Source organism: Mesorhizobium sp. M0960, assembly GCF_040319055.1.
In the GTDB taxonomy this organism is placed as follows: domain Bacteria; phylum Pseudomonadota; class Alphaproteobacteria; order Rhizobiales; family Rhizobiaceae; genus Mesorhizobium.
Window position 1 is genome coordinate 21,568 of the sequence record NZ_JAMYNN010000006.1, and the last position, 26,267, is coordinate 47,834.

The following is a 26,267-nucleotide window of genomic DNA, read 5'->3' on the forward strand; positions in this document are numbered from 1 at the left end:
AAGGACGGCCGATGACGCAAACCGAAACGCTCCCATCCTGCATGATCGTGGTTCCGTGCCTGAACGAAGCGCCCCATATCGGCGCGTTGCTTCGAGAGCTCCGCCCTGCGGCCAAGAGGCTGGGCGCCGTGATCATCGTTGCCGATGGCGGCAGTACGGACGGCACCAGGACGATCGTCGCGGATATCGCCGCAAAAGATCAGCGGGTGGTCCTGCTCCACAATGAAAAGCGCTTGCAGAGCGCGGCGATCAATCTCGCCGTTGCCAGGTTCGGGGAGGGCGTCGACTATCTCATTCGCATCGACGCGCATGGCGGCTATCCCGCCGACTATTGCGACCGGCTGGTCGAAGAAGCGCAGGCCACCGGGGCGGATTCGGTCGTCGTCTCGATGCTGACCAGTGGCAGCGGCATGGTGCAGAAGGCGGCGGCCGCGGCCCAGAATTCCAGGCTCGGCACCGGCGGCTCCAAGCATCGGCACCTTTCGGCGGGGGAATGGGTCGATCATGGCCACCATGCGCTGATCCGGATATCGGCCTTCACCGCGGTCGGCGGCTATGACGAGACGTTCAGCCACAATGAGGATGCCGAACTCGACTATCGGCTCCGTCAGGCCGGTTACCGGATCTGGATGACCGGTAAGACACAAATGGTCTACTACCCGCGCTCCTCGCTGAAGGGCCTCTATTTTCAGTATCTCGGCTATGGCCGCGGCCGGGCGAAGAACGTTCTCAAGCACCGCATGATCCCGAAGATCCGGCAGATGGTGCCGCTTCTGGTGTTTCCCGTGGTTCTTCTCGCCGCCTTTTCCTTCGTCCACTGGCTGGCGGCCGTGCCGCTTTTGCTATGGGTCTCGGTCTGCCTTGGCTACGGCTTCTGGACCGCGGTCAGTCAGCGCAAACCCGACATTGCGCTTGCCGGGGTCTCGGCAATGGTCATGCATTTCGGCTGGTCGGTCGGCTTCTGGCTGCAGCTGCTAGCACCGCGACCGCAGCGCGGGGTAGCGTGATGGACCCGGTCAAGAAAAATCGAAGCATCGATATTTGCGTCTGCACATTTCGCCGGCCGGAGCTTGTCGACACGCTCCGCTCCGTAGCAGCCATGGATATGCCCGCGGGATTCGATGTCGGTGTCATCATCGCGGACAACGACGATACGCCGACGGCCGAAACGCTGGTCGCCAAGCTAGCGGGGGAGTTGAAGCTGCCGGTGACCTACCGGCACGCCCCGGCCCGCAACATTTCGATCGCGCGCAACGCTTGCCTCGATGCCAGTGCGGCGGATTTCGTCGCCTTTATCGACGACGACGAGACGGCCACCGCTGGCTGGCTTGCCGAACTGGTGGCGGCGGTGGAAGCAACTGGTGCTGCGGCCGTGCTCGGGCCGGTGCAAGCCCGTTACCTGCCGGATGCGCCCGACTGGATGCGCAAAGGCGATTTCCACTCGACCTCGCCGGTCTGGGTGCGCGGCGAGATCCGCACCGGCTACACCTGCAACGTCCTGCTCAGAATTGGCGCTGAGAGCCTGCGCGGCCGGCGCTTCAGCCTGGCACGTGGCCAGACCGGCGGCGAAGATACGGAATTCTTCGACCAGATGGTCAAGGCCGGCGGCAGTATCGCCTTTTCGCCAGAGGCTTGGGTCGATGAAGTCGTGCCGCCTGCCAGGGCGGCATTCGACTGGCTCGGCCGCCGCCGGTTCCGCGTCGGACAGACGCATGGCCACCTCCTGGGGCGCAACGCGCGCGGCCTTGCCCGGCTCAAGCAGGTCGGCATTGCCGCGGCAAAGGCCGGCTATAGTTTCCTGTCGGCAATTCCGGTCGCCATCGACCCCGTCCGACGGAACCGCAGCGTCCTTCGCGGCATTATGCATGTCGGCGTCGTCAGCGGCCTCGTCGGGGTTCGTGAAATCCGCCAATACGGCCTGTCTTCGCCGCAGCAAGGGGGCAAGCGTGCAGCCTGACGTGAGCTTCGTGATTGCCGCCTACAATGCCGAGGCGACCATCGATCGGGCGATTGCCAGCGCCGTCGCCCAGCGCAATGTCAGCCTCGAGGTCATCGTCGTCGACGACAAGTCGCGCGACCGGACGCTCGACCTGGCGAGATCCTACCCCGAAGACATCGTACGCGTTGTCGCGCTTGAGCAAAACCGTGGGCCTGGCGGCGCCAGGAATGCCGGCCTTGAGCTTGCCCGCGGCAGGTGGGTAGCGGTTCTCGATTCCGACGACGCGGTCTATCCCGGGCGAATCTGCACCATGATCGAACGCGCGGAAAAAGCCGGCGCCGAGATCGCGGTCGATAATCTGCAGGTCGTTCGGGAGGACGGCGTTGCGGAAGAGACGATGTTCCCGGCCGACTATCTGGAAGGGCTCAGTGAAATCTCGCTGGCGGATTACATCGGCGGCAATGTCCTCTTCGAATCGAGGTTCAATCTCGGCTATCTCAAGCCGATCTTCCAGCGCCGGTTCCTGAACGAGAACGGGCTTCGTTACGATGAAAGCCTGATCATTGGCGAAGACTACATCCTCCTGGCCAGTGCTCTGGCCAAAGGCGGCAAATGCGTGGTCGAGCCGACGACGGGCTATATTTACCACATTCGCACCGGTTCCATCTCCCGGGTGCTCGAACTTCATCACGTCGAGGCGATGCGCCGGGCCGATGCCACCTTCGCCGCGACCCATTCCATGGATGCTGCGGCCGCGGCGGCGTTCGCCAGGCGCGCTCGCAGCCTGCGGCGGGCGGCATCATTCCTGTCGCTGGTTCAGCACATCAAGGCGCGGTCCCCGCTCAAGGCGATATGGACGGCGCTCAGCGATCCGGCGGCGGTTCGGCATATGAGCATGCCGATCGCCGTCCGGCTGCGAAGGGTAGCGGCACAGTTTGCCGTGGTGGCGGGGAGGTAAAGGGCTGCAGGCGAATGAAGACAAATTTCGCCGCCTGCGACAGGGTTGAAATCGATCTCCTCAGAAGGAACATGCAATGAAAAAAGTCAGGAAGGCAGTCATACCGGTGGCGGGGCTTGGAACGCGGTTCCTGCCGGCGACCAAATCCATGCCGAAGGAAATGCTGCCGGTGGTCGACAAGCCTGTGGTGCAATATGCGGTGGACGAGGCATTCGAGGCCGGCATCGAGCACATCGTCTTCGTCACCGGCCGCAACAAGGCGGTGATCGAGGACTATTTCGATCTGCATCCTGAACTGATCGGAACCCTGGAGCAGAGCGGCAAGAAGGCGCAGCTCGAATCACTCGAGAGCCTGCTTCCCGTCGCCGGCGCGACGAGCTTCATCCGTCAGCAGTCGCCGCAAGGCCTCGGCCACGCCGTCTGGTGCGCGCGAGAGGTCATCGGCGACGAACCTTTCGCGTTGCTGTTGCCGGATATGGTGTCCTTTGGCGGGCGAGGGTGTCTTGCCGAAGTCGCCGATCTTTATGCGCAGACTGGCGCAAACGTTATCGCCGTCGAGCGTTGCGATCCGACCGAGACCAACAAATACGGCATTGTCGGGCGCGGCGCGGATGTCGGCACCGGCTTCGAGGTGACGGCCATGGTCGAAAAGCCGGCACCGGCCAACGCGCCGTCGAACTTCTACATCAACGGCCGCTACATCCTGCAGCCCGAGATATTCTCGCTGCTGGGCAGCCAGCAACGCGGCGCCGGCAACGAGATCCAACTGACCGACGCAATGGTGCGTCTCGCACAGACGCAGGCCTTCTTCGCCCAGCCTTTCAACGGCCGCATGTTCGACTGCGGTTCGAAGGAGGGCTTCATCCAGGCCAATGTCGCTTTCGCGCTGGCGCGTGAGGACATGAAGGGTCCGATCTTCGAGATGCTGCAGGAATTCGTCCGGTCGCATCAGCGTCGGGAAGAAGCCGCATAATGTCCATTTTTTCGAGGCATTGTGGGTGCGGCTGATGACGCAGGACAGGCCGTTGCGCCGCGCGTAACGCGCACTGTCCGGCGCAAGGTTTGCACCCTATGTGCCGATCTTCGAGGCGGTAGCGCCTGCAAACTAGAATTGGACCGAAGATGAACTATGCCAATTTTCCTGTCGACAAGAGGACGCCATTGCCGACTTCGAGTGCGGCAAACGCCGAAGACTTCATCGACATCGAGCGTCTGCTTGGCATGGCCGCGCGGCAGGCGAAAGTGGTTGCCGCCTGCGCCATCATCGGTCTCTTTCTCGGCGTGCTCTATTTGCAGACCACGCCTCCTACCTATGTGGCGACGAGCAGCGTGCTGATCGACGAAGGATTGAACAAGGTCGTCGACGATATTTCGGCGGCGTCGGTCAGCATGCAGACCGACTCCGCCGTTCTGAGCCAGATCGAAATTCTACAGTCGGCCAGGCTGGCGGGGGTGGTCGTCGACAAGCTGAAGCTCGATCAGAACGACGCTTTCATGAACCCTCCGACATCGGCCCTGTCTAAGGTCGCAAGCTTTGTACGCGGTATCATCCAGTCTGTCCGCCCCAAGCGCGCCGCGAGCACAACCGATGTCACTCAGCTTGATGCCGCGACGCGTGACGCGATCACCGCATCGTCGTCGTCCCGCGACTACGCAATCTTCAAACTGCAGAACCAACTCGATGCCGAGCGGATCGGCCGAAGCTTTGTCATCAGCATCTCCTTTCAGGCGACGGATCCGGCGCTTGCGACCGCCATCACCAAGGCCTATGCCGACGCCTATCTCGCCGATCAGCTTGATGCCAGCTTCGACGCGACCGAGCGGGCGGCTGTCTGGCTGCAGGGCCGGCTGACCGAGCTTCGTGAGAGCTCCCAGGCGGCCGCACTGGCGGTCGAAAAGTTCAGGGCCGAACATGGATTGGCCGTCAATGACGGCCAGCTGATCAGCGACAAGCAACTGTCCGATCTCAACACTCAGCTGATCGTCGCACAGGCCGATACCGCACGTGCCGGCGCCCGCTATCAGCAGTACAAGTCGATCGTCGAAAGCGGGTCGGACAATGCGTTCAAGGACGCCGCGATATCGAACGACCAGCCGAGCAGCTCCGTCATCACGACGCTGAAGAACCACTATCTCACAGTCGCCAAGCGGCAGCAGGACGTCGAAGCCAATTTCGGCCCGCAACATCCGCAGGCCGTCGCGCTCGCCAAGGAGAAGGCCGACATATCGGCGCAGATTTTCGGCGAGCTGAAGCAACTGACCGAAAGCTACCGCAACGAATACGAGGTCGCTCTGGCGCGCGAAACCGCGCTCCGCGCAAATGTCGCCCTGGCGGCAGGCAAGAGCTCCATCGACAACCAGTCGCAGGTCAAGTTGCGTGAACTGGACCAGAAGGCGACGGCGCTCTCGACACTCTACCAGACATTCCTGAACCGCTATGAGGAGGCCGCCCAACAGCAATCCTTCCCAGTCGGCAAGATCCGGGTCATCTCGGACGCGACGATGCCACAGTCGGCCGCAACCCCGCGAACGGCCATCGTGCTGGGGCTCTCGCTGGCGCTTGGCATAATGATGGGGGCAGGGGTTGGTGGTCTGAATGAATTCAGGGAACGCTTCTTCAGGACCGGCGAGGATGTGCGCGACCGTGTCGGCCTCAAATTCCTCGGCTATCTCCCGGTCATCGGCAAGGCTGGCAAGGATGACCAGCGCAATGGCGGTCAGCCTGACGTCAAAGTCGTTGAATCCAAGACCGCCAAGTCCTCCAAATCCCAGCCCTCCAAAACATTGTCGGCAGCCGAAAAACGTGCGCGCATGCGGGTAACCGTCGATGCACCGGCATCGATGTTCTCCGAGACGCTGCGCAACGCAAAGATCGCCTTCGACGTCGTGATAGAAGGCCAGGGCAGCCGGGTCATCGGCGTGGTCTCGGTGCTTCCGGGCGAAGGCAAGTCGACGGTGGCGGCCAATCTTGCCGGGCTGCTTGCCGCCAACGGATCGAAAACGCTGCTGATCGACGGCGACTTGCGCAATCCCGGCCTCAGCCGCAGCCTCGGCATGGAGGCCGAGCAGGGCTTGATGGAAGCGGTGGTGAGCGGGCAGACCTGGCAGTCGGTCGGCAAGATCGACCGGCAGACCAAACTGGTGATCATCCCGGCCGTCCTGCGTGGCCAGTTTTCGCATACCAGCGAGCTTCTGTCTTCGGCCGGCATGCGGCGCTTCATCGACAACGCCAAGGAAACCTTCGAGTACATCATCGTCGATCTGCCGCCGCTCGGGCCTGTCGTCGACGCCAAGGCCTTCGCTCCGCTTGTCGACGGCTTCGTGCTGGTCACCGAGTGGGGACGCACGCCGCGTGCGATGGTGCAATCGATGCTGAGCTCGGAACCCTATATCGCGAAGAAGATCATTGGCGCGGTCCTGAACAAGGTCGAGCTGAAGAAACTCGCCAAGTATGGCGCGATCGGCGGCTCGGAAAAATTCTTCGACAAATATTCGAGCTATTATCTGGAAAAATCAGAAGCGCGCACAAAGGCGGCTGCCTGAGTGCGGTCCGCGCGTTTCGAGCATTTTTGCACCGAAGCGGAATCACCCGGCGTCGCAAAGATCTATTAGGGTGTTGACATTCTGAGATGCTTGCTGATGAAGCTAAGCCTCTCCAAGCCTCTGCGCACTTCCGGCGCCCTCATGAAAAGCCGCCACAACAGCCCTGTACGATGGTTCTCGATCATCGCGATGATCGGCCCCTGATTGATCGCCAGATAGGTTCGGGAGTACCAGTTGCGGCTTTCGCAAAACGCGTCAACAAAGCCGAAGCGGCCCCATATGCGTTTTCGAGGCTTGCCCAGGAAGCCACGCAGTGCGCGCATCGCCTCCGCCGGGGCATAGGGAAAGCTCGACAGGGCAGCAGACGGAGTGATCACGCCAAAGTCCCTGTCGGGTGCATGCGCGACGTATCCTCGCGGCCCATGGCTCGCGGTCAGACCCCAGCAGTCCGGTCCATATCCCAAATGGCTATGGGGATTGCGAACGCAATGCCGATAATTGATCTGCGTATGACTGACGTTCTGTTGCCAGTAATCGGCGTAGCGGTCACTTAGGCCCCGGGGATCGAGCCCGCAGAAAGAATAGTGCGAAAAGAAGAGCGGGCCACCAGAATTCATTCCCAACGGCAGCACGATCCCGTCATGGTCGCGCCCGTTTCGAAAGCCAGGTCCTACAGCAAAACCCTCGTGATAGATTCCCGGATCAATAGGGTGGCGCGCCGATCCCGCCGCCAGCACGAAAGTGAGCAGGCATTCGTTCCAACCCCTGATCGGGCTGTCCATCGCCCAGCCAAAATTAGGGCTCCAATGCCACATGAGTTGCCGAGCGCCGCGTGTAAACCAGTTCCATTCGGCCTGTAGCAACAGCGCGTCCACGCGCTGGCGCAGGCGCACTTCGCCAGTTGTCATCCCGGCGAAATACTCACGGGCGCAAATCAGACCCTGAAACAGGAAGGTGGTTTCGACGAGATCAGCGCCGTCGTCCTTGCGACGAAACGGGATCGTCGCACCAGTTCGCCCGTTGATAAAATGCGGAAAAACGCCGTGGTAGCGCGGGGAGTTCTCCAAGAAATCGAGCATGCCGTGCAATCGCAGCAAAGCCACGGTGCGGTCGATCCATCCCCGCTCGACCGCAACGATGATGGCTGCAATGCCAAAACCGGCCCCCCCGATCGTCACCAGATCGTTGGCAGGATCACCTGTGGTCTTTTGCCGGTCGCGGGCAAGACCGCTGACGGGATGCGCGCCTTCCCAGAAATAGCGCACCGTCTGCCGCTGCACGACATCCAACAGCGCATCATCGTCGAGCTCGAGAGTATTTTCCGGGAGGTCGAGTGCTGGAATCATCGAGCCGGTGTTAGTGCCTCGGGTGTCCTAAGGCCATTCCTAAAACAATTGTGCGCACGGACCGGCCGCTCACTCGTGTCAGGCCGATTCAATTCGCGACAGGTGCCTGGCGACCCGGTAGAAAGAAAATCAAGGGGAAACAGCCCCTGGATTGGCCTCGAAGCCTATGTTCCATCCCATTGCGAATATCGAAGACGCGCAGACGCTGGCACAGGCCATCGTCAATACGATGGTCGAACCCTTCCTCGTTCTCGATGAGAACTTTCGCGTGCTGGCGGCCAACCACTCCTTCTATCAGACCTTCAGGGTCGACCCCGAGCAGACGCACGGCTCGCTGCTCTACGCGCTGGGCGACGGCCAGTGGGACATTCCAGCGCTTCACCTGCTCTTGGAGACGATCATTCCCGAGAAGACCGCCATGGACGGCTTCGAGGTCGAGCATGATTTCCCCGATATCGGCCGGCGCACGATGCTGCTCAACGCGCGGAAGGTCCTTTACGACCACAGTTCAGCCGCGACCATCCTGCTCGCCTTCAATGACATCACGGCGCGCCGCGCCATAGAAAGGGAAAAGGAAGAACTTCTCGGCCGCACCGAAGACCTGCTGCGGCAGAGATGTGCTGCTGCGCGAAATGGAGCACCGGGTCGCCAACAGCTTGCAGATCATCGCCAGCATTTTGCTGCTGAAGGCCCGGTCCGTCACCTCAGATGAAACGCGGCAGCACCTGAAGGATGCCCATCAACGCGTGCTGTCGGTAGCAGAAGTGCAGCGGCATCTCCATGCCTCAACCGGTGCCGACGAAATCGAGGTTGGTTCTTATCTGTCGAAGCTTTGCAGTAGTTTGGCCGCTTCGATGATCGGGGAAGCACAGGCTATTGCTGTAAACGTATGGCGGAAAATGGAAGGATAGACTCCCAGAAGGCGGTCAGCCTTGGCCTGATCGTGACCGAGCTCGTTCTCAACGCCATCAAGTATGCATTCTCGACAGAAAAGGTCGATGCGCTGATCTTGGTGACCTATGAGACCGATGCTGAGGATTGGAAGTTGACCGTATCGGACAACGGGTGGGGCAAACCCGTTCGCGACATTCCAGGTGCGGGACTGGGGACAGCGATCGTCGAGGCGCTTGTTAAACAGCTTGAAGCACGCATTGACACGGTCACGGGCAATACTGGCACGACGATTGCCATTACCAGAGCGACGTTCACGTCGCGGATGCCGAAAGCAGCATAGTTTGGTGCTTGGCATGCGTTTCAAGCGGCTGTTCCGAATATCGCCTTGAAGGTCGTGTCCCCTCAGGTGGTGTAGCTCGAACGTTGCGAAGCCGCTCGCGAGCGGCTGCCGCTGATGTTCCTATTCTCTGTGCTATAGGTTCCGTTTAATTGAAGAAGAAACCAATGCAGCGGACGGTGACAGTAATCGAGAAAATTACGGGCCGGGTGATCGGCGCGTATCCGATCGATCTTTCGGGCCAGGATCACCAGACTTCCGATGATCAGTATTTTGCCAAAGCGTTCGAAGCCGCCGTCGACGGCGGCCTCATTGCCGAGGCTGAAGCGCACGCTGTCGAATTCCGTCTGGAATAGACACTCAAGCCGAGATCCACGCTACTTTCGCTTTTCCATCGCCGCCTTGGCGCCGCTACGAAAACCCCGCGCGATGCGAGGTTGTTGATGCGGTCAAAAACCTTACGTTTCAGTACGGCGAATTACACTGCTGCCGAGGGCCATAGCTAGGCTGGAATGTATCGTCTGAAGCTCGATAGCTCCGGTATCGGTCGTAGCACCACTGTACATGCGAATCGCCGCGATCGACCGGGTTCTGGTTGTTGTTAATGATCACGCCGCTGATCACCGCGCCGGCAGCGAAGGCCGCCAGAGGAAACCAGTAGTCACCATGACGGCGATAACCGCGATGGTATTCACGATAGCCGCGATGACCGATCCAGTTTACGCCATCGTTGCGCGAAAAATTGCGATTGCGGTTGGATTTCCGCTTCATCCACGGCTTGTAGTCGACCGTCGCCACATATCTTGTTCATAAATCTCCTTTGAAGGAATGGTTGATATCCCTTCTCGGATTTAAAACGATTTACAGAGGTTAAGGTTCTGTGGCGTGCCAGACAGCCTTCGACACCGCCAGCCAGGCTGTTCGAATCACTTGTCAGGTGCTACGGCTCGAACAAGCATGGGCAATCTTCACTCGACGCGGTGTGCTGGCTTTTTTCTACGTTTCATACAGTGAGGGACAATGGCCGGCACTCCGTTGATCAGCATTCTGATCACTTTCCTTGTCATCATTCTGGTGCTGTATCTGGTCAATCGGCTGCCGCTTGATGGTCGCACTCGTCAGATTGCCCAGATTGTCGTGATCATTATTGGCATCATTTCGCTGCTGAAGTACCTCGCAGTGTTTTAAGCCATCACGGTTGGGATATGCGACGCTGCTGGCGTCCGAGCGAGCAAGACAACCCAGCGCCTTACACCCACTCATGAGCAGGCGGCTTGAGACCTTCCCGCTCTAGGAAAATATCAGCCTCGCGCGGTTGTCGACGATCCTGAGGGCGGCCAGCTGGCCGGTTTGGAAGGCGCCGGTGTCTATGCCAAGCCGGCGTCCCTCAAGCTTCGGAATGTCGACCGGCGTATGCCCGTGCACGACATAACGTTCGAGAAGATGCGCGGCTTCGAAGAACTCCGAGCGGATGTTGAGCAGGTCGTCCTCGTCTTGCGCGGCCAGCTCGATGCCGGGCCTGATGCCGGCGTGTACGAACACGAATTTGGCCGAATAGACCATGACCGGCAGCGCACGCATGAAGCTGACATGGCCGGCTGGAATGATCTCCCGGATGCGCCGGTCGACCTCCTCGCTTGAACCGTAGAGATCGGCCATGCGCGACGGATCAACGCCGTAGGAAAACAGCGTTTGCAGGCCACCTATCGCCAGCCACGATTCTCTCGAAATGATCCCGTCGAGGTAGTTCAGCATCACGACTTCGTGGTTGCCGGCAAGGCAGACGCGCTGGAAGCCTTGGAGTGGCGGCGCCAGCAGATGATCGAGCACGCGCGCCGACTGGGGGCCACGATCGACGTAGTCGCCGAGCATGATGATGAGCTTGCGCCTTTCGAAAGACGCAGAATCGACCAGGATGTTCTGCTCCAGGGAGCGAAGCTCCTTATAGCAGCCATGCACGTCGCCGATCGCATAGACGACCGTGTCCTGCAGATCCATCTCGAGCCGCTGGCGCGCCACGGTCCGGGGCTTTCTCGATCGCTGGAACAAGGTCACGAATGGCGTCTCGTATGGCTATGAATGCGCCTCGATCTCGAAACAACATGGCGACGCAGCGCGTGGATACCATGTCTGGCACCGGTCGTTCCATACCGGAGCTTCGGACGCAACTCGGCTTCGGCGTCCTACAGGCCGATGCCACGGCCGTTCAGCGCGGCGGTGATCTCGTCGAGGATGGCGGGGTCGTCGATCGTCGCCGGCATGCTCCATTTCTCCTTGTCGGCGATCTTCTGCATGGTGCCGCGCAGGATCTTGCCGGAGCGCGTCTTCGGCAGGCGCTTGATCGTCACCACCGTCTTGAAGGCGGCGACCGGGCCGATCCGTTCGCGCACCAGCGCGACCACCTCGTTTTCGATGATGCCCGCGTCGCGGTCGACGCCGGCATTCAGCACGACGAAGCCGAGCGGAACCTGGCCTTTCATCGCATCGGCGATGCCGACGACGGCGCATTCGGCAACGTCGGGATGCGCGGCCAACACCTCCTCCATGGCGCCGGTCGACAGCCGGTGGCCGGCGACGTTGATGATGTCGTCGGTGCGGGCCATGACATAGAGATAGCCGTCCTCGTCCATCATGCCGGCATCCGCCGTTTTGTAGAAGCCGGGGAACTCCTCGAGATAGGCTTGGCGAAACCGCTCGTCGGCATTCCACAGCGTCGGCAGACAGCCGGGCGGTAATGGCAGTTTGACCACAACGTTGCCCAGTGTGCCGCGCTTGACCGCATGCCCGGCATCGTCGAGCACGCGAATGTCGTAGCCGGGCATCGGCATGCCGGGCGAGCCGTATTTGACAGGCAGCAGGCCCAGTCCGGCGGGATTGATGGTCATCGGCGAACCGGTCTCGGTCTGCCACCAGTGGTCGATCACCGGCACGTTCAATTTCTGCTCGGCCCATTTGATGGTTTCCGCATCGGCGCGCTCGCCGGCAAGGAACAGCGTGCGGAACCGGGACAGATCGTGTTTCGGGACGAACTCGCCCCTCGGGTCCTGTCCCTTGATGGCGCGGAAGGCGGTTGGCGCGGTGAAAAGTGCGACCACGCCATGCTCGGCGATCACACGCCAATAGGTGCCGGCATCGGGCGTGCCGACCGGCTTGCCTTCGAACAGCACCGTCGTGCAGCCATGCAGCAGCGGGCCGTAGACGATGTAGGAATGGCCGACCACCCAGCCGACGTCCGAAGCCGCCCAGAACACTTCGCCGGGTTTCACACCGAACTCGTTTTCCATCGACCATTTCAACGCGACCATGTGGCCGCCATTGTCGCGCACGATGCCCTTTGGCTGGCCGGTCGTGCCGGACGTGTAGATGATGTAGAGCGGATCGGTGGCAAGCACCGGAACGCAGTCGACATTGGCACCCGCGGCCCGCTCCCGCGCCACAGCGTCGGCATAGTCGATGTCGTAGTTTTCCCTGAGCTCGCAGCGCAATTGGTCGCGCTGCAGGATGAGGCAGGCTTCGGGCTTGTGCCGCGACATCTCGATCGCCTTGTCGAGCAGCGGCTTATAGGCAACGACACGCGCGGGCTCCAGGCCGCAGGACGCCGAGATGATCAGCTTCGGCTTGGCATCGTCGATGCGCGTGGCGAGCTCATGTGAGGCAAAACCGCCGAAGACCACTGAATGCACGGCGCCGATCCGCGCGCAGGCAAGCATGGCGAAGGCTGCTTCCGGCACCATCGGCATGTAGATGATGACGCGATCGCCTTTTTGGATGCCGCGATTCTTGAGTACCGAGGTCAGTGCAACCACCTCGCGCTTCAACTCGGCATAGGTGAATTTCTTGATTGTGCCCGAAATCGCGCTGTCATGAATAAGCGCTATTTGGTCGGCGCGGCCGTCCGCCACATGACGATCGACGGCATTGAAGCAGGTGTTGCACGAGGCACCATTGAACCACCGGCCATAGACGCCGGCATTGGCATCGAACACGGTCTCGAAGGGCGAGAACCAGTCGATTGCGCCGGCGGCATCGGCCCAGAATTTTTCCGGGTCGCGTTTCCAGCCATCATAGACCTCGTGGTAGCGTGACGCCATCCAGCTTCCTCCCCAGGAATGTTTGCTGTTCTTGAAATAGCGTATGCTGCTTTCTGTAACCATGTATTTGTGCTTTTCGTTTGCCGTCGGTCTAATTCGGCCGCAAATGCAGGGTCGTCGTGGCCTGCGGGGCTGATACGGCCGAATTTTCGACATTGGGGGCAGGGCGCGATGAAACTGCGATACGAGCTTGGATTTGCCGTCGTTGCGACGCTGGCGTTCGCACTCGCTTCAGCTGCTCAGGCCGGCGATGCGGCGGCACGGCGCATCATCGGCTTTTCGCCCGACGGCAACTATTTCGCCTTCGAGCAGTACGGCACGCTCGATGCCGGTGCTTCGGATTCGGGCTGGTCGGAGATCGAAATCATCGACACCCGCACCGATCAATTCGTCGGCGGCAAGCCGATCCTCATCGTCGACGAGACGGAGGATTCTACGTTGACACTTGCGCAGGCAAGGGCACAGGCCGCCGAGCTGGCAGCGCCCTTGCTGGCCAAATATGCCATCGCACTGCGCGGCGAGCGGACGGGCTTCGACAAATTCACTTTTCCCGACGACATGGTCGCCTACAACGACATTGCGCGCCTCGAGCAGGTTTCGCAGAAATGGCTTTGGCCGACTTATGACGAGCTTGGCATCTCGACCATTCAGCTCGACCAGATCCTTGCCGACAGCACGGCGGATTGTTCATCGAGTTTCGACAGGACGCAGCAAGGCGAAACGACCGGCAAGGCGCTCGGCTTTCGCCTGACGCTGCAGGGTCAGGACGGCAAGCCGATCAAGCTGCTGCATGAGGACAGGGCGGTGCCGGGTTCGAGGAATTGCCCGACTTCTTACAGCCTGTCGGAATCTTACGCATTCACCCCCGACCGCAAAGCAGGCGTGCTTGTCGTACTCGTGCAGCGTTTCAGCCAGGGATTTGAAGGGCGTGACCGCCGTTTCATAGCCGTGACAGGGCAGGCGCGTTGAGACAACCCGCTGAGAAATAATCTGCTACTCGAGTTGATTCCTAAAGCGGCAGCGCAGCGAGCATGAGGCCAACCCCGCCGGCGATCAGCAAGGCGGCTGCCAGCATTTTCCCATGACGCTCGAAACCTGTCGGCGCCCGATCCCAATTGTAACGCATGCCCCAACTCCGCAAGCCCGCTGAGTCCCTTATCTTACCTAGGGTGAGGAGGACAACAGTCTGGCGATGCACCACGCTGCTGCTGTCGGTCTTATCACCGACTATTTCTGGGGCATTCTCCGCCGCTACATGCCCCAGCGCAGCGCGGCGGTGTGCACAGGCGCATCCCAAAACACTGCCGTCTCGGCGTCGAACATGCTCAGCGTGATCGAGCAGCCGGCCATGTCGAGCGAAGTCACATAGGACCCAACCAGCGACCGGGTCACCGTCACGCCGTGCTTCTCGAAGGTTTTGCGGGCGCTGTTGTACATCAGATAAAGCTCCATCAGCGGCGTGCCGCCAAAGCCGTTGACGAAGAGCAGCGCCCGGCCTTTGGCGCCGTCGCCCAGATCGCCGAGGATCGCGGTACAGATCTCCTCGACGATAGCGTCGGCGCTCTTCAACGTGTCGCGCCGCCTTCCGGGCTCGCCATGGATGCCGACCCCGAACTCCATCTCGCCGTCGCCGATGTCGAAGGTCGGCTTGCCCGCCGCCGGCACGGTGCAACTGGTCAGCGCCACGCCCATCGAGCGCGTTGCGCCGTTGACGCGCTCGCCCAGCGCCTTCAAAGACTCCAGTGGCATGCCTTGTTCGGCCGCCGCGCCGACGATTTTCTCGACCACCAGCGTACCGGCGACGCCGCGCCGGCCGGTGGTGTAGGACGAGTTTTCGACCGCGACGTCGTCATTGGTCACGATTTGCATCACGCCTTCCGACATTTCCGCGGCCATGTCGAAATTCATTACGTCGCCCTCGTAGTTCTTGACGATGAACAGGCAGCCGGCGCCCGTATTGACGGCTTCAGCCGCCGCCATCATCTGGTCCGGCGTCGGCGAGGTGAACACCTGGCCGGGGCAGGCGGCATCCAGCATGCCGTGCCCGACGAACCCGCCATGCAGCGGTTCGTGACCCGAGCCGCCGCCGGAGATCAGCGCCACCTTGCCCGGCTTGAGCACCTTGCGGCGGACAAATTTGTGCTCCTCGCCAAGCGCCAGGATATCGGCATGCGCGGCAACGAAGCCGTCGAGGCTCTCGGTCAGCACCGTGTCGACGGAATTCAGAAATTTCTTCATGGCTGTCCTCCCGAAATAGCCCAGCGTCAGCTGCCCTTGCCGGCGATGCTGGTGATCTTCTGGATGAAATCATTGACCGCCCGGTCGAGCGCCGCGTTCTGCTTGTCGTCGCCGAAATCGGGAACGATCAGCGAGACATGGCGTGTCTTGCGCATGCCTGCAGCCAGCGACATCTTTCCCGGATGCGCCCGATGGTAGGCTTCGAGGAAATGATCGCGTTCGGCCGGGCTGAAATGGCAGACGGAGAAGATAGCCGGCAAATGCTTCGACGGGATCGGCGTCGAATAGGCCGGGCTGGAAATCTGCGTGACGAAGCTGCGATGCTTGCCCAGCGCGTCGGCGAGGCGCTGGCGCATGCCGGACGGGCGCTGATCGATCACCTGCGACAGGATCGTCTTGTAGGCGCGGATCGCCTCTTCGGGGCCGGATTGCGACGCCTTGTCTGACATGCCGGGCCTAGATCCAAACGTCCGCGATGGCCGCCTTGGCCATCGCGAGTTGGGCGGGAGCGACGGAGAGGTCACGCAGGCCGGCTTCGAGCAGCGCCGGGATCGAGGCGGGGTCGCCGCCGGCATCGCCACACAGGCTGACCGGGATATTATGCTCGCGCCCGAAGGCGGCAACCGACGCGATCAGCCGGAGTACGGCCGGGTGCCTGACGGAATTCAGATGTGCGACCGAAATGTTATCGCGAGCGGCGGCCATCACGTATTGGGTCAAATCGTTCGAGCCGATCGAGAAGAAGGCGGCCCTGGCGAATGCCTCCGGCGCAATCGCCACCGAAGGCACCTCGACCATGATGCCAAGTGGCGGCATTTTTTGCGCGATGCCGCGCGCCAAAAGGTCAGCCTGCTCCTCAGCGAACAGCGCGGTGGCGCGTTCATACTCTTCCGGAACGGCGATCATCGGGAACATCACCTTCAGATTGCCGTGCATGGCGGCGCGGAGCAAGGCGCGGATCTGCACGCGAAAGACCTCTGGGCGCGCCAGCGACAGCCTGATCCCGCGCAGGCCAAGGAATGGATTACCTTCCTCGACGGTCAGGCCCGGCACAGGCTTATCGCCGCCGGCATCGACGGTACGGATTGTTACCGGCCTGTCGCTGGCCCATTCCAGCACTTTGCGGTAGGCGTGATATTGCGTCTCCTCGTCCGGCAGCGTCTTGCCGAACAGGAATTCGGTCCGCATCAGCCCGACACCGTCGCACGTCGCGACATCGATGCTGTCTACATCGGACGGATCGGCGATATTCACCTGCACCCCGATCGCTATGCCGGTCTTCGTTGCCGCCGGCCTTGTCAGATAGGCTGCCGCTTTGCCGCGATGCGCCGCGAAAGACGACGACGATCGCCGGAACGCGTCGATCTCCGCTTTCGAAGGCCCCAACACGATGCCGCCATGTTCGGCATCGAGCAGTGCGATTCCGGCAAGGTGAGCCGGCGAAGCACCAGGCCCGGCTACCCCACGCCCCACGAGCCCAAGCCCCACCACCATGGGCACGCCGCGCGAGCGTGCCAGCATTGCGACATGACTTGCGGCGCTTCCGGCCTTAAGCGCGATGCCGCCGCCGGCACTCCAGTCGGTCTCGAGGAAGCGCGTCGGTGCGATATCCTCGCCATACAAGATCGCACCCGCCGGCGCGGCAATGTCGCCGCCCCCGGTCAGCGCGCGTAGCACCTGGTCGCGTATATCGCGCATATCGGCCGCGCGCGCCCGGAAATAGTCCTGCTCGGATGTTTCGTAGCCGGCGATCTCGGCGTCGAGCGCTGTTCGCCAAGCCACATCAGCAGCCATGCCCTCGGCGATGTGCGAAAAAGCCGGGCCGGTCAGCGCGTCGTCCTCCAGCATGGCGAGCTGGAATTCGAGGATCCCGGCCGCCTCGCTGTCGCTGGTTTCGATCAATATCGCGAGCCGGCCTGCGGCAATGGAGATGGCGGCCTCAAGCGCCGCTTTCTCGTCCGCGGCAGTCGCCTTGCGGACATAACGCACAGCAGCCTGGTCGAGGTCGAACAGCGGCCCCTCGGCATAGCCGGCCGATGCCGAAATGCCCTGCAGCCTAAGCGGTTCGGGCATGGTCCTTGCCTTCGTCGAAATCGCGCCGCACCAGCTCGACCAGTGCCCCGACGGCCTCGCCGGCGCCGTCGCCTCTGGCCCTGATATGCAGGACAGTGCCTTTCGGCGCTTTCGCAGCCATCACCTTGACGATGCTCTTGGCGTCGAACCATGGCCCGTTGGCGGCGAGCGCAATCTCGACGTCGGCCGAAAACGTCTTGGCAAGCTTGGTGAACTTCACCGAAGGACGCGCATGCAGTCCCACCTCATGGGTGATCAGGACGCTGGCTTCGGCTGCTGCGGACATGCTTGTCAAAGTTCCCGTTCACTCACGACGGCGACAGTTCGTGCGCCGTCGCTACCACTTCCCTGAGCGAGGCGCCGCCGGAAGCCTCGGTCGCCGCCATCACCGCGCCTTCGACGATCGGCGCATTGCAGACGATGATCTTCTGGGCGCGTGGTTCGCCGATCATCTCGACCGCCATCTCGCTATTGGTCTCGGCGCCGCCGAGATCGACGAGGATGGCGACACCCGCCTCCGACCAGGCCTTGTCGATGGCGCCCATGATCGCCTCGACATTGGTTCCCAGCCCGCCATGGCCGTTTCCGCCGCACCATGCAAGCGGCACTTCGTCGCCGACCATCTGCCGCACCATATCGGCGGTGCCTTCGGCGACCAGCGGCGAATGCGATACGATGACGATGCCGACATTGCTCATGCGCGCCCCTCGATTATCTCGGCTACGGCCCGCACCAGAAGCGCGGTCGAGCGTGCGCCGGCATCCATATGACCGATCGAACGGTCGCCAAGGAAGGAGGCGCGCCCACGCAACGCCTTCATCGGCACGGTCGCCTCGGCTGCGTTGTCAGCGACCTCGGCGATGTCCGCTGCCGCCCTTCCCTGCAGCAGGGCCTCATGCACCGGCTGCAGCACATCGAGCATGGTTTTTTGCCCGGCCTGCGACTTGCCTCTGGCGGCCACCGCTTCGATCGCCTTGCCGAAGGCCGCAGCCAGATTGGCGCGATCCGGCGCGGCGGAAATCTCCTTGCCGAGCGCCATGAACAGCGTGCCGAACAGGGGTCCGGAGGCTCCGCCGACAGTCATCACCAGTTTGGTGCCGATCGCCTTCAGCGCCTCGGGCAACGGCTTTGCCGCGAACGCGCCGGCCTCGGCCCGCACGGCCTCGAAGCCGCGTTTCATGTTGAGCCCATGGTCGCCGTCGCCGATCGCCTGGTCGAGCCCGGTCAGCTCTTCGGCATGGGCGGCGATGGTGTTTGCCGCCGCCTCGATTAGCCTGGAAAGATCCGCTACCGCCATATCACCCATGCTCCTGGCCTCCGCGCTGCCGGCAGTACGAGAAAATTGCATATCCGGCAATTGAAGCATTCTTTTCCCCAGTCAAGCGGGTTCGAGCAACGCAGCGAGGGCAGTGAAGACCTCGGCGATGGCAAAGGCGCCGGGGTCGACCACGCCGTCGAGCTGGCTGCCAATATAGGCGGACCGCCCGGCCTTGGCCTTGCGCATGGCCGCGGTGGCCTCGGCGCCGCGTCGCGCCGCGACCGCCGCGTCCTCCAGACTGCCGCTATCCAACGCCCTCAAGGCGGGTTCCAGGGCATCGATCATCGTGCGATCGCCGACCCTCGCTCCGCCATGGAAGGACATCCGATCCAGGCCGACGAGAAGCGCCTTGGGAAGCGTTTCGCCAGATTTCGACGCCTGCGCGGCGGCGGTTAAGAAGATCGACAGCAGCACGCCACTGGAGCCGCCCATGCTGGTACTCAGTATGTCGCCGACGGTGGCGAGCGTTGCGGCAGCGTCGGCGAGCGGCAGTGTCTCAAGGCGGCTAAGCACGCTCCGCGCACCGGCCGCCACAGTCGATCCGGTGTCGCCGTCTCCCGCCTTGGCATCCAGTCCGTTCAACGCGCCTTCAAGCGAGATCAGCCGTTCGCAGACCGCGACAACCAACTGCTCGGTGCGTGCATCCTGGCTGGCTTTTGACGCGTTGTTCGGGCCGGTGGCTTTGGCCACCGGCACGACGCTCACTGGGCGAACGGCTCTTGCCGGCAGCCAGGCGTGAGGGCCGACCGGCGCCCGCAAGGCTACTTCGCGAGGCGCATCGAGCCGGATCAGCGACAGGGAAAAGCCGTTCATGTTGAGCGCCGTCATAAGCTGCCCGGGCCCGATCGTCAGCGTCACCTTTCGTGCCAGCGGTGAAGCCAACACCGCATTGGTGACAAGCAACATTTCCAGCGGCGGCACCGAACCGAGATTGTTGATCAGCAAGGCGTAGTCACTGGCGGGATCGAGCCGCGCGGCAAGGCGCTCCGACATGATCGCAACCAGCCTTTCGGCACTTTGCACCGCAATCCGCTCAACGCCCGGTTCGCCATGAATGCCGAGGCCGAGTTCGGCGTCGTCGGCGCCAAATCTTTCGTCATGGCTCTGGCCGGGGATCGAGCAGGACGACAGCGATATGCCGAGTGAAACGATGTCCACCGCCGCGGCCCGCGCCGTAGCGGCAACCGTCGCCAGATCGTTGCCGGCTTCCGACAGGTGGCCGGCGATCTTGTGCACGAACAAGGTGCCGGCAACGCCACGCGGCTGGGCAATATCCGGCAGGGCAATGTCGTCGGCGACGATCACCATCTCGACGCGGAAGCCTTCGGCGCGCGCCTTCTCGGCTGCCAAGCCGAAGTTGAGGCGATCACCGGTGTAGTTCTTGACGATCAGCAGGCACCCGGCGGGACCGGTTACCGCGCGGATGGCGGCCAATACTGCTTCCACGCTCGGCGAAGCAAAGATCTCGCCTGATACTGCCGCCGTCAGCATGCCCACGCCGACGAAGCCGGCATGCGCGGGTTCGTGCCCGGCCCCGCCGCCGGAGATGATGCTGACCTTGCTCTTATCCCAGTCCGCACGGAGGACGACCTTGATTTCGGGATAGCCGTCGAGGCGAGCGAGATCGCCGGCGCCGGTCGTGCCGAGAAAGCCGTCCAGTGCCTCAGTTACGATCGTATCCCTGCGATTGAAAAAATGCTTCATCGAATTGGTCCAGTCCGGTGCCCGAAATTGCCGGTTGAAAGGTGCCAGGAAAACACTCGCGCAGCGCTCACATCAGCCGTCGCCCATCGGCGCCGAAATACAGCGGCGAGCGATAGCGGATCATGATCTTGTCGCCCTGCGCCAGGTCGGTGTCGGGGTCGGTCAGCGTCACCAGCTTCTTGGTCCCCACCGTCACGTGCAGATGGTTCTGGTCGCCGAGATGCTCGACCCAATCGACGACGCCGTCGGCATGGCCGTTCGCCGCCTTCTCGATCGAAAGATGTTCGGTGCGCGCTCCGATCGTCTTGGTTCCCGCCGGCGCGCCGCCATCCGGCAGCAGTCCGACCGGCAACAAATTGATGGCCGGTTGGCCTAGCCTTGCCGCGACGTGAAGGTTTGCCGGCTCAGAATAGATCGTGCGCGGCGAACCGATCTGCACCAGCACGCCGTCGGCGAGGATGCCGATGCGGTCGGCCATGGTCATCGCTTCGATCTGGTCGTGTGTGACGTAGAGCATTGTAGCGCCGAGTTCGGCCTGGATGCGCTTCAGCTCGAGCCTGAGATCGGCGCGCAGCTTGGCGTCGAGCGACGACAGCGGCTCGTCCATCAGGTAGATCGACGGTTTGCGCACCAGAGCGCGGCCGATGGCGACGCGCTGCATCTCGCCGCCCGACAGTTTGGTCGAGCGATTATTCAGCTTGTGGTGGATGCGCACCATCTTGGCCACGTCCTCGACGCGGCGGCGGATCTGATCCTCCGGCATTTTGCGCGCCGGCGAGCGTAGCGGAAAGGCGAGGTTGTCGTAGACCGACAGATGCGGATAGAGCGAATATTGCTGGAACACGAAAGCGGTGTCGCGCTCGGCCGGCGACAGCGTCGTCGTGTCGTGGCCGGCAATATGGATCGAGCCCGCTTCGGGCCGCTCCAGCCCAGCGATCAGCCTGAGCGTCGTCGTCTTGCCGGCGCCAGTCGGCCCGAGCAGCACGACGAATTCCCCGTCGGCGATATGCAGGTCGAGATTGTCGACGGCGACATGCTCGCCAAAAACCTTGGTCACGCCTTTGATGTGAACGTCAGCCATGATGCGCTCTCCCCTGGGAGGCCGACTCATGGATTTCGGTGCGCACCGCACGGCCGGATCCTTTTGCGAACAGCGACAGCCGCGCGCTGCTCAGCGCCAGGCCGACATGATCGCCCGGATTGAGCCGTATTTCGGCCGGTACCCTGGCCTTGATGATGCCGTCTGCCGTCTCCACCGCCACAATCTGCGTGGTGCCGAGATATTCGGTGCCATAAATGGCGCCGCGCAGCTTCGAAGCGTCATCGAAACGGATGTGCTCCGGCCGGATGCCAAGCGCCATCTCGGCCGGCGCAATATCCTCCCGCACCTCCGGCACGGCCACCTTCGCGCCTTGCACAACAATTTCCCTGGCGCCCTTTGAAAGGCCGCCGCCGAAGCCGAGGAAATTCATCGGCGGCGAGCCGATGAAGTCGGCGACGAACATCGTTGCCGGCCGGTCGTAGATTTCGCGCGGCGTGCCGAACTGCTCGATGACGCCATGGTTCATCACCGCGATCTTGTCGGCCATCGACATCGCTTCCATCTGGTCATGCGTGACATAGACGGTGGTGGCGTGGATGCGGTTGTGCAGGTCGCGCAGCTCATGGACCATCAGGTCGCGGAATTCGGTGTCGAGCGTGCCGAGCGGCTCGTCCATCAGGAAACACTTTGGCCGCCGCACGATGGCGCGGCCGAGCGCCACGCGCTGGCGGTCGCCGCCGGCAAGCCCGGAGACGGATTTGTTGAGCAGATGGTCGATCCGCAAGAGCTTCGCCGTCTCTTCCACTCGGCTCCGGATTTCAGCGCCTGGCATGCCTTGCGCCAGAAGTGGAAAGCCGATGTTCTTTCTCACATTCATGTGCGGATAGAGCGCGAACAGCTGGAAGACGAAGGCGATGTCGCGCTCGCGGGCACGCCGCATGGTGACGTCCTCGCCGCCAAGCAGGATCTTGCCGCCGGTCGGCAGTTCGAGCCCGGCGATCATGCGAAGCGTCGTCGTCTTGCCGCAGCCCGACGGCCCCAGCATGACGAAGAACTCGCCGTCCTCGACGACGAAGTTGGAATCCTGCACGGCGACGAAATCGCCGAAAGCCTTCCTCAGATGTTCGATCCTGATCTCGGCCATCGTCTACTCCGGAAATTTCGAGACGATGATGAACATCGCCGTGCCGGCAAGCATGGTGATGAAGGAATAGGTGTAGAGCGCCAGTGCGAAGGGCTGGAACAGCATCAGGAAGCCGATCGCGATGATCGCGGTGGCGACGTTTTCCATCAGCCCGCGCCTGGCCCAAACGGGCCAGCGCGATTTGCGTTTTGCGGTCAGGTTCATTTGCGCACCGCGCCAAAGGTGATGCCGCGCAGCAATTGCTTGCGAAGCAGGATAGTGAAGACCAGGATCGGCACCAGGAAGATCGTCGTACCGGCCGCGACCGCCGGCCAGTCCTGGCCGCCTTCGCCGATGATGGTCGGGATGAAGGGCGGCGCGGTCTGCGCCGTGCCCGAGGTCAGTAGCGCAGCGAAAGCATATTCGTTCCAGGCAAAGATCAGACAGAAAATGGCGGTTGCGGCAATACCGGTGGTCGCCTGCGGCAGTACCGTGCGCCAGAACGCCTGCAGCCTGGTGTAGCCGTCGATCATCGCCGCTTCTTCATATTCGCGCGGGATCTCGTCGATGAAGCCTTTTAGCAGCCACACTGCCAACGACACGTTAACCGCCGTATAGAGCAGGATCATCCCGAGAGCCGTGTCCGACAGGCCAAGCTCGCGATACATCAGGTAGATGGGGATGGCGACCGCGATCGGCGGCATCATCCGCGTCGACAGGATGAAGAACAAAAGGTCGTCGGCGAGCGGCACCTTGAAGCGCGAAAAACCGTAGGCCGACAGCGTGCCGAGGAACACTGCGCAAAAGGTTGAGCCGAAGGCGATGATCAGCGAATTGACGAAGCGCGGCATGAAGTTCGAGGGGCCGGCGATCACCATGTTGCGCTTGCGCACCGTCTCGTCGCAAAGGCCCGTCGCCGGCCCCAGCGAGTTGATGTATTCCGGCGTCTGCCTTGTCCGCGTCGTGAACAGGTTGCAGTAGCCCTCAACGCTGGGCTGGAACAGGATCTTCGGCGGATAGGCGATCGAATCCGGCGGCGTCTTGAAGCTGGTGGCGAAGATCCACAGCAGCGGCACGATCGAGATCAGCGCGTAGGCGACGATGATCGTGCCGGCGACGCGCTTCGACGTGGCCGAGGGTGCGACAACGGAATGGGCTGACGTCAGGCTCATCTCTGCTTCACCTTGTTGAGCGCCTTGACGTAGATGTTAGCCAAGCCGAACACCGCGACGAACAGGATGATGGCGAAGGCCGAGGAATAGCCCGTCCGCCAGCTTTCGAAGGCCTGCCGCTTCAGCGTGATCGAGGCCACTTCGGTGGTCGATCCCGGCCCGCCGCCGGTGAGCAAATTGACCATGTCGAACATCTTGAAGTTTTCGATTCCGCGAAACAGCACCGCCAGCATGATGAAGGGCAGCGCCATCGGCAGCGTGATCGACCAGAACTGCCGCCAGTTGGAGGCGCGGTCGACCTCGGCCGCTTCGTAGATGTATTCGGGGATCGAGCGCAGGCCGGCGAGGCAGATCAGCATCACGTAAGGCGTCCACATCCAGGTATCGACGATGATGATCGACCATGGCGCCAGCGACACGTTGGACAGCATGCTGATCTCGGTTGCCGGAATGCCGGTGACGAACGAAACGGCGTAGGCGAACAGCCCGATCTGCGGCTCGTAGAGGAAGCGCCAGAAATTACCGACCACCGCCGGCGACAGCATCATCGGCACCAGGATGATGGTCGTCCAGAAGGCGTGCCCGCGGAACTTGCGGTCGATCAGCCAGGCCAGCGTAAAGCCGATCAGCGTCTGCAGCAGGATGGTCCAGAACACGAAATGCGCCGTCGTCTGCATGGCGATCCAGATGTCCTGGTCAGCGAGGATGCGCTTGTAGTTGGCCAGCCCAAGGTTCTTCACCACCTCGTTGGGGCGATTGGCGCGAAAGTTGGTGAAGGACAGATAGATCGCCCAGAACAGCGGGAAGATATTGATGGCGAGAAGCAACAGGATCGTCGGCGAGATGAACAGCCAGGCGAGGCCCTTGTCGCTGATGCCCCGGACCTTGCGGGCCAACGGCTCAGGCGTAGCCCGGGCAACGCTGTCCGCCGTCCGATTGAGCATAGTCAGTCCTGCTTCGGTCACTTGGATCGTCTCGAGAATGGAATTTATCTGAACTGTGTCCCGTGCCAAGGGCGGCACGGGACGGTTCGGTCATGGGCTCGGGAGGAGCCGGTTACATCCGATTACATCTTGCCATCGTCCTGGAAGACCTCGGTCCAGTCCTTGACGAGGCCGTCGAGCGCGTCCTTGGCCGAGCCTTGCCCGGCAACGACATAGTCGTGGAAGCGCTTCTGCGATGCCTGCAGCAGCGGTGCGTAGCTCGGCTCGGCCCAGAAATCCTTCACGATGGCCATAGAGTCGAGGAAGGTCTGCGCATAAGGCTGGCTGGCCGGGAAGCCCGGGTCCTTGACGACCGCGTTGAGGCAGGAATAGCCGCCGAGCGACCACCATTTGGACTGCACGTCCTTGTTGGCGAACCATTTGATGTATTTGAGCGCGGCTTCCTGCTTGTCGGAATAGGAGACCACCGAGATGCCCTGGCCGCCGAGCTGGGCGAACTGGTCGCCGTCGGGACCCTTGGGATTGACGAAATAGCCGATCTTGTCGCCGCCGACATTTTCGTCCTTCTGCAGGCCTGGCCAGGTGAAGGCGAAGTTCATGTGCATCGCCACCTGGCCGGATTTGAAGGCGTCGACGCCTTCGCCCATGTAGCTGTTCGAGGCGCCGGGAGGGGTGCAGCAATCATAGAGCGCCTTGTAGAACTCCAAGCCCTTCACCGATTTATCGGAGTTGACGAAACCTTCCATCTCGTAGGGATTTTCCGGATTTTCATACTGGAAGCCGAAGCTGTAGAGGACGTCCATGGCACCCATGGTGATACCTTCCGAGCCGCGCTCGGTGTAGATCGACGCGCCATAGACGGTCTTGCCGTCGATCTCGCGCTTCTGGAAGAATTCGGCGATCTGCCTCAGCTGGTCGAAGGTTGTCGGCGGGCCGAGATCCCAACCGTATTTCTCCTTGAATTCCTTCTGCAGTTCCGGCTTGGAGAACCAGTCCTTGCGATAGGTCCAGCCGACGACGTCGCCCATAGCCGGCAGCGCCCAGTAATTCGGCGAGTTCTTCGGCCATTCCGAGTAGCCGACGACAGTCGCCGGCACGAAATCGTCCATGCTGATCTTCTCCTTGTCGAAGAAGTCGTTCAGCTTGACGTAATGGCCGTTCTCGGCGGCGCCGCCGATCCACTGGCTGTCGCCGATGATCATGTCGCACAGCTTGCCGTGCGAATTCAGCTCGTTGAGAAAGCGGTCGGCATAGTTGGTCCACGGCACGAATTCGAATTTCATGCCGATTCCGGTTTCCTTGGTGAAGTCCTTGGACAATTCCACGAGCGCGTTAGCCGGGTCCCAGGCTGCCCAGCAAAGCGTCAGATCTTCTGCCTGCGCGACGTTCGAAACGGCTGTCGACGCGAGGAGTGTCGATGCCAGTCCCAACGCCAGTTTCAAGGTCGATTTCATGCCTTCCTCCCATTTGCGAAACGCGTCCGGATGACGGTTTCAAGAGCCCGCTAAACCCCTCCTCCGGGGCCTAAACACAACGGCGCGGCAA

At 61.9% G+C, this 26,267-nt stretch carries 24 protein-coding genes and 2 pseudogenes; 9 read left to right on the forward strand and 17 right to left on the reverse strand.

The window, feature by feature from the left end; genetic code table 11:
- Positions 1 to 11 precede the first annotated feature (11 nt).
- The 5 genes from NKH63_RS13825 (at position 12) to NKH63_RS13845 (ending at position 6,440) form a co-directional block, all read left to right on the forward strand.
- Positions 12 to 1,007, forward strand: coding sequence for a glycosyltransferase family 2 protein (locus tag NKH63_RS13825; RefSeq protein WP_352483973.1), 996 nt, complete (start codon positions 12 to 14; stop codon positions 1,005 to 1,007).
- On the forward strand, positions 1,007 to 1,957 hold the full coding sequence (locus NKH63_RS13830) for a glycosyltransferase family 2 protein (RefSeq protein ID WP_023717980.1): 951 nt from the start codon (positions 1,007 to 1,009) through the stop codon (positions 1,955 to 1,957). Before NKH63_RS13825 ends, NKH63_RS13830 begins: the two co-directional genes overlap by 1 nt.
- Entirely contained in the window at positions 1,947 to 2,897 is a 951-nt protein-coding gene (locus NKH63_RS13835) for a glycosyltransferase family 2 protein (protein ID WP_023717979.1), read from the forward strand. Before NKH63_RS13830 ends, NKH63_RS13835 begins: the two co-directional genes overlap by 11 nt.
- A gap of 76 nt (positions 2,898 to 2,973) precedes the next feature.
- Entirely contained in the window at positions 2,974 to 3,870 is an 897-nt protein-coding gene (gene galU / locus NKH63_RS13840) for a UTP--glucose-1-phosphate uridylyltransferase GalU (RefSeq protein WP_352483974.1), read from the forward strand.
- A gap of 149 nt (positions 3,871 to 4,019) precedes the next feature.
- Positions 4,020 to 6,440: a polysaccharide biosynthesis tyrosine autokinase gene (locus NKH63_RS13845; RefSeq protein WP_352917970.1), complete on the forward strand. Its 2,421-nt coding sequence runs from the start codon at positions 4,020 to 4,022 to the stop codon at positions 6,438 to 6,440.
- A gap of 65 nt (positions 6,441 to 6,505) precedes the next feature.
- Here the strand turns inward: NKH63_RS13845 and NKH63_RS13850 are convergent, their stop codons facing one another.
- On the reverse strand, positions 6,506 to 7,786 hold the full coding sequence (locus tag NKH63_RS13850) for a glucoamylase family protein (RefSeq protein WP_023717977.1): 1,281 nt from the start codon (positions 7,784 to 7,786) through the stop codon (positions 6,506 to 6,508).
- Between the two features lie 166 nt (positions 7,787 to 7,952).
- Here NKH63_RS13850 and NKH63_RS13855 point away from each other — a divergent pair.
- Positions 7,953 to 9,020, forward strand: a pseudogene (locus NKH63_RS13855) (sensor histidine kinase).
- A gap of 164 nt (positions 9,021 to 9,184) precedes the next feature.
- A complete protein-coding gene (locus NKH63_RS13860; RefSeq protein ID WP_352495744.1) occupies positions 9,185 to 9,373 on the forward strand; it encodes a hypothetical protein in 189 nt (62 codons plus the stop codon).
- A gap of 109 nt (positions 9,374 to 9,482) precedes the next feature.
- Here the strand turns inward: NKH63_RS13860 and NKH63_RS13865 are convergent.
- A pseudogene (locus NKH63_RS13865) lies at positions 9,483 to 9,815 on the reverse strand (BA14K family protein); the annotation flags it as partial.
- Positions 9,816 to 10,037: 222 nt separating this feature from the next.
- Between NKH63_RS13865 and NKH63_RS13870 the strand changes: the two are divergent.
- Complete coding sequence (locus NKH63_RS13870) at positions 10,038 to 10,205, forward strand: Thivi_2564 family membrane protein (protein WP_023717974.1); 168 nt, start codon at positions 10,038 to 10,040, stop codon at positions 10,203 to 10,205.
- A gap of 102 nt (positions 10,206 to 10,307) precedes the next feature.
- Here the strand turns inward: NKH63_RS13870 and NKH63_RS13875 are convergent, their stop codons facing one another.
- Both NKH63_RS13875 and NKH63_RS13880 read right to left on the reverse strand, forming a co-directional pair.
- A complete protein-coding gene (locus NKH63_RS13875) occupies positions 10,308 to 11,072 on the reverse strand; it encodes a metallophosphoesterase family protein (RefSeq protein WP_023717973.1) in 765 nt (254 codons plus the stop codon).
- A gap of 128 nt (positions 11,073 to 11,200) precedes the next feature.
- Positions 11,201 to 13,108 carry a propionyl-CoA synthetase gene (locus NKH63_RS13880; RefSeq protein WP_023717972.1) on the reverse strand — a complete coding sequence of 636 codons (1,908 nt, stop codon included), beginning with the start codon at positions 13,106 to 13,108 and terminating at the stop codon, positions 11,201 to 11,203.
- Positions 13,109 to 13,279: 171 nt separating this feature from the next.
- Here NKH63_RS13880 and NKH63_RS13885 point away from each other — a divergent pair, with 171 nt between their 5' ends.
- The gene (locus NKH63_RS13885) at positions 13,280 to 14,077 is read left to right on the forward strand and encodes a DUF2259 domain-containing protein (protein ID WP_023717971.1); all 798 of its coding nucleotides are present in this window, start codon (positions 13,280 to 13,282) and stop codon (positions 14,075 to 14,077) included.
- Between the two features lie 282 nt (positions 14,078 to 14,359).
- On the opposite strand, the gene dhaK is transcribed toward NKH63_RS13885, so the two are convergent.
- From dhaK to NKH63_RS13950, 13 genes are all read right to left on the reverse strand, one after another.
- Positions 14,360 to 15,346 carry a dihydroxyacetone kinase subunit DhaK gene (gene dhaK / locus NKH63_RS13890; protein WP_352483976.1) on the reverse strand — a complete coding sequence of 329 codons (987 nt, stop codon included), beginning with the start codon at positions 15,344 to 15,346 and terminating at the stop codon, positions 14,360 to 14,362.
- A gap of 26 nt (positions 15,347 to 15,372) precedes the next feature.
- Positions 15,373 to 15,795: a hypothetical protein gene (locus NKH63_RS13895; protein ID WP_023717968.1), complete on the reverse strand. Its 423-nt coding sequence runs from the start codon at positions 15,793 to 15,795 to the stop codon at positions 15,373 to 15,375.
- Positions 15,796 to 15,802: 7 nt separating this feature from the next.
- Positions 15,803 to 17,419, reverse strand: coding sequence for a phosphoenolpyruvate--protein phosphotransferase (ptsP, locus tag NKH63_RS13900; protein WP_352495749.1), 1,617 nt, complete (start codon positions 17,417 to 17,419; stop codon positions 15,803 to 15,805).
- Positions 17,403 to 17,705: an HPr family phosphocarrier protein gene (locus tag NKH63_RS13905; protein ID WP_023717966.1), complete on the reverse strand. Its 303-nt coding sequence runs from the start codon at positions 17,703 to 17,705 to the stop codon at positions 17,403 to 17,405. Before NKH63_RS13905 ends, ptsP begins: the two co-directional genes overlap by 17 nt.
- Positions 17,706 to 17,727: 22 nt before the next feature.
- Positions 17,728 to 18,117, reverse strand: a complete 390-nt coding sequence (gene dhaM / locus NKH63_RS13910) for a dihydroxyacetone kinase phosphoryl donor subunit DhaM (RefSeq protein ID WP_006325214.1) — start codon at positions 18,115 to 18,117, stop codon at positions 17,728 to 17,730.
- Positions 18,114 to 18,716 (reverse strand): dihydroxyacetone kinase subunit DhaL, encoded by a 603-nt coding sequence (gene dhaL, locus NKH63_RS13915; protein WP_352917972.1) that lies wholly within the window; start codon positions 18,714 to 18,716, stop codon positions 18,114 to 18,116. Before dhaL ends, dhaM begins: the two co-directional genes overlap by 4 nt.
- An 81-nt stretch (positions 18,717 to 18,797) precedes the next feature.
- A complete protein-coding gene (locus NKH63_RS13920) occupies positions 18,798 to 20,441 on the reverse strand; it encodes a dihydroxyacetone kinase subunit DhaK (RefSeq protein ID WP_352548913.1) in 1,644 nt (547 codons plus the stop codon).
- Between the two features lie 67 nt (positions 20,442 to 20,508).
- The gene (locus NKH63_RS13925) at positions 20,509 to 21,522 is read right to left on the reverse strand and encodes an ABC transporter ATP-binding protein (protein WP_023717962.1); all 1,014 of its coding nucleotides are present in this window, start codon (positions 21,520 to 21,522) and stop codon (positions 20,509 to 20,511) included.
- Complete coding sequence (locus NKH63_RS13930; protein ID WP_352917973.1) at positions 21,515 to 22,627, reverse strand: ABC transporter ATP-binding protein; 1,113 nt, start codon at positions 22,625 to 22,627, stop codon at positions 21,515 to 21,517. The genes NKH63_RS13925 and NKH63_RS13930 overlap by 8 nt, the downstream gene beginning before the upstream one ends.
- Before the next feature lie 3 nt (positions 22,628 to 22,630).
- Positions 22,631 to 22,831, reverse strand: coding sequence for a hypothetical protein (locus tag NKH63_RS13935; RefSeq protein ID WP_023717960.1), 201 nt, complete (start codon positions 22,829 to 22,831; stop codon positions 22,631 to 22,633).
- Positions 22,828 to 23,778 carry a carbohydrate ABC transporter permease gene (locus NKH63_RS13940; protein WP_023717959.1) on the reverse strand — a complete coding sequence of 317 codons (951 nt, stop codon included), beginning with the start codon at positions 23,776 to 23,778 and terminating at the stop codon, positions 22,828 to 22,830. The genes NKH63_RS13935 and NKH63_RS13940 overlap by 4 nt, the downstream gene beginning before the upstream one ends.
- Positions 23,775 to 24,722, reverse strand: a complete 948-nt coding sequence (locus tag NKH63_RS13945) for a carbohydrate ABC transporter permease (protein ID WP_031211681.1) — start codon at positions 24,720 to 24,722, stop codon at positions 23,775 to 23,777. Before NKH63_RS13945 ends, NKH63_RS13940 begins: the two co-directional genes overlap by 4 nt.
- A gap of 122 nt (positions 24,723 to 24,844) precedes the next feature.
- Positions 24,845 to 26,176 (reverse strand): ABC transporter substrate-binding protein, encoded by a 1,332-nt coding sequence (locus NKH63_RS13950; RefSeq protein WP_352917974.1) that lies wholly within the window; start codon positions 26,174 to 26,176, stop codon positions 24,845 to 24,847.
- Positions 26,177 to 26,267 lie beyond the last annotated feature (91 nt).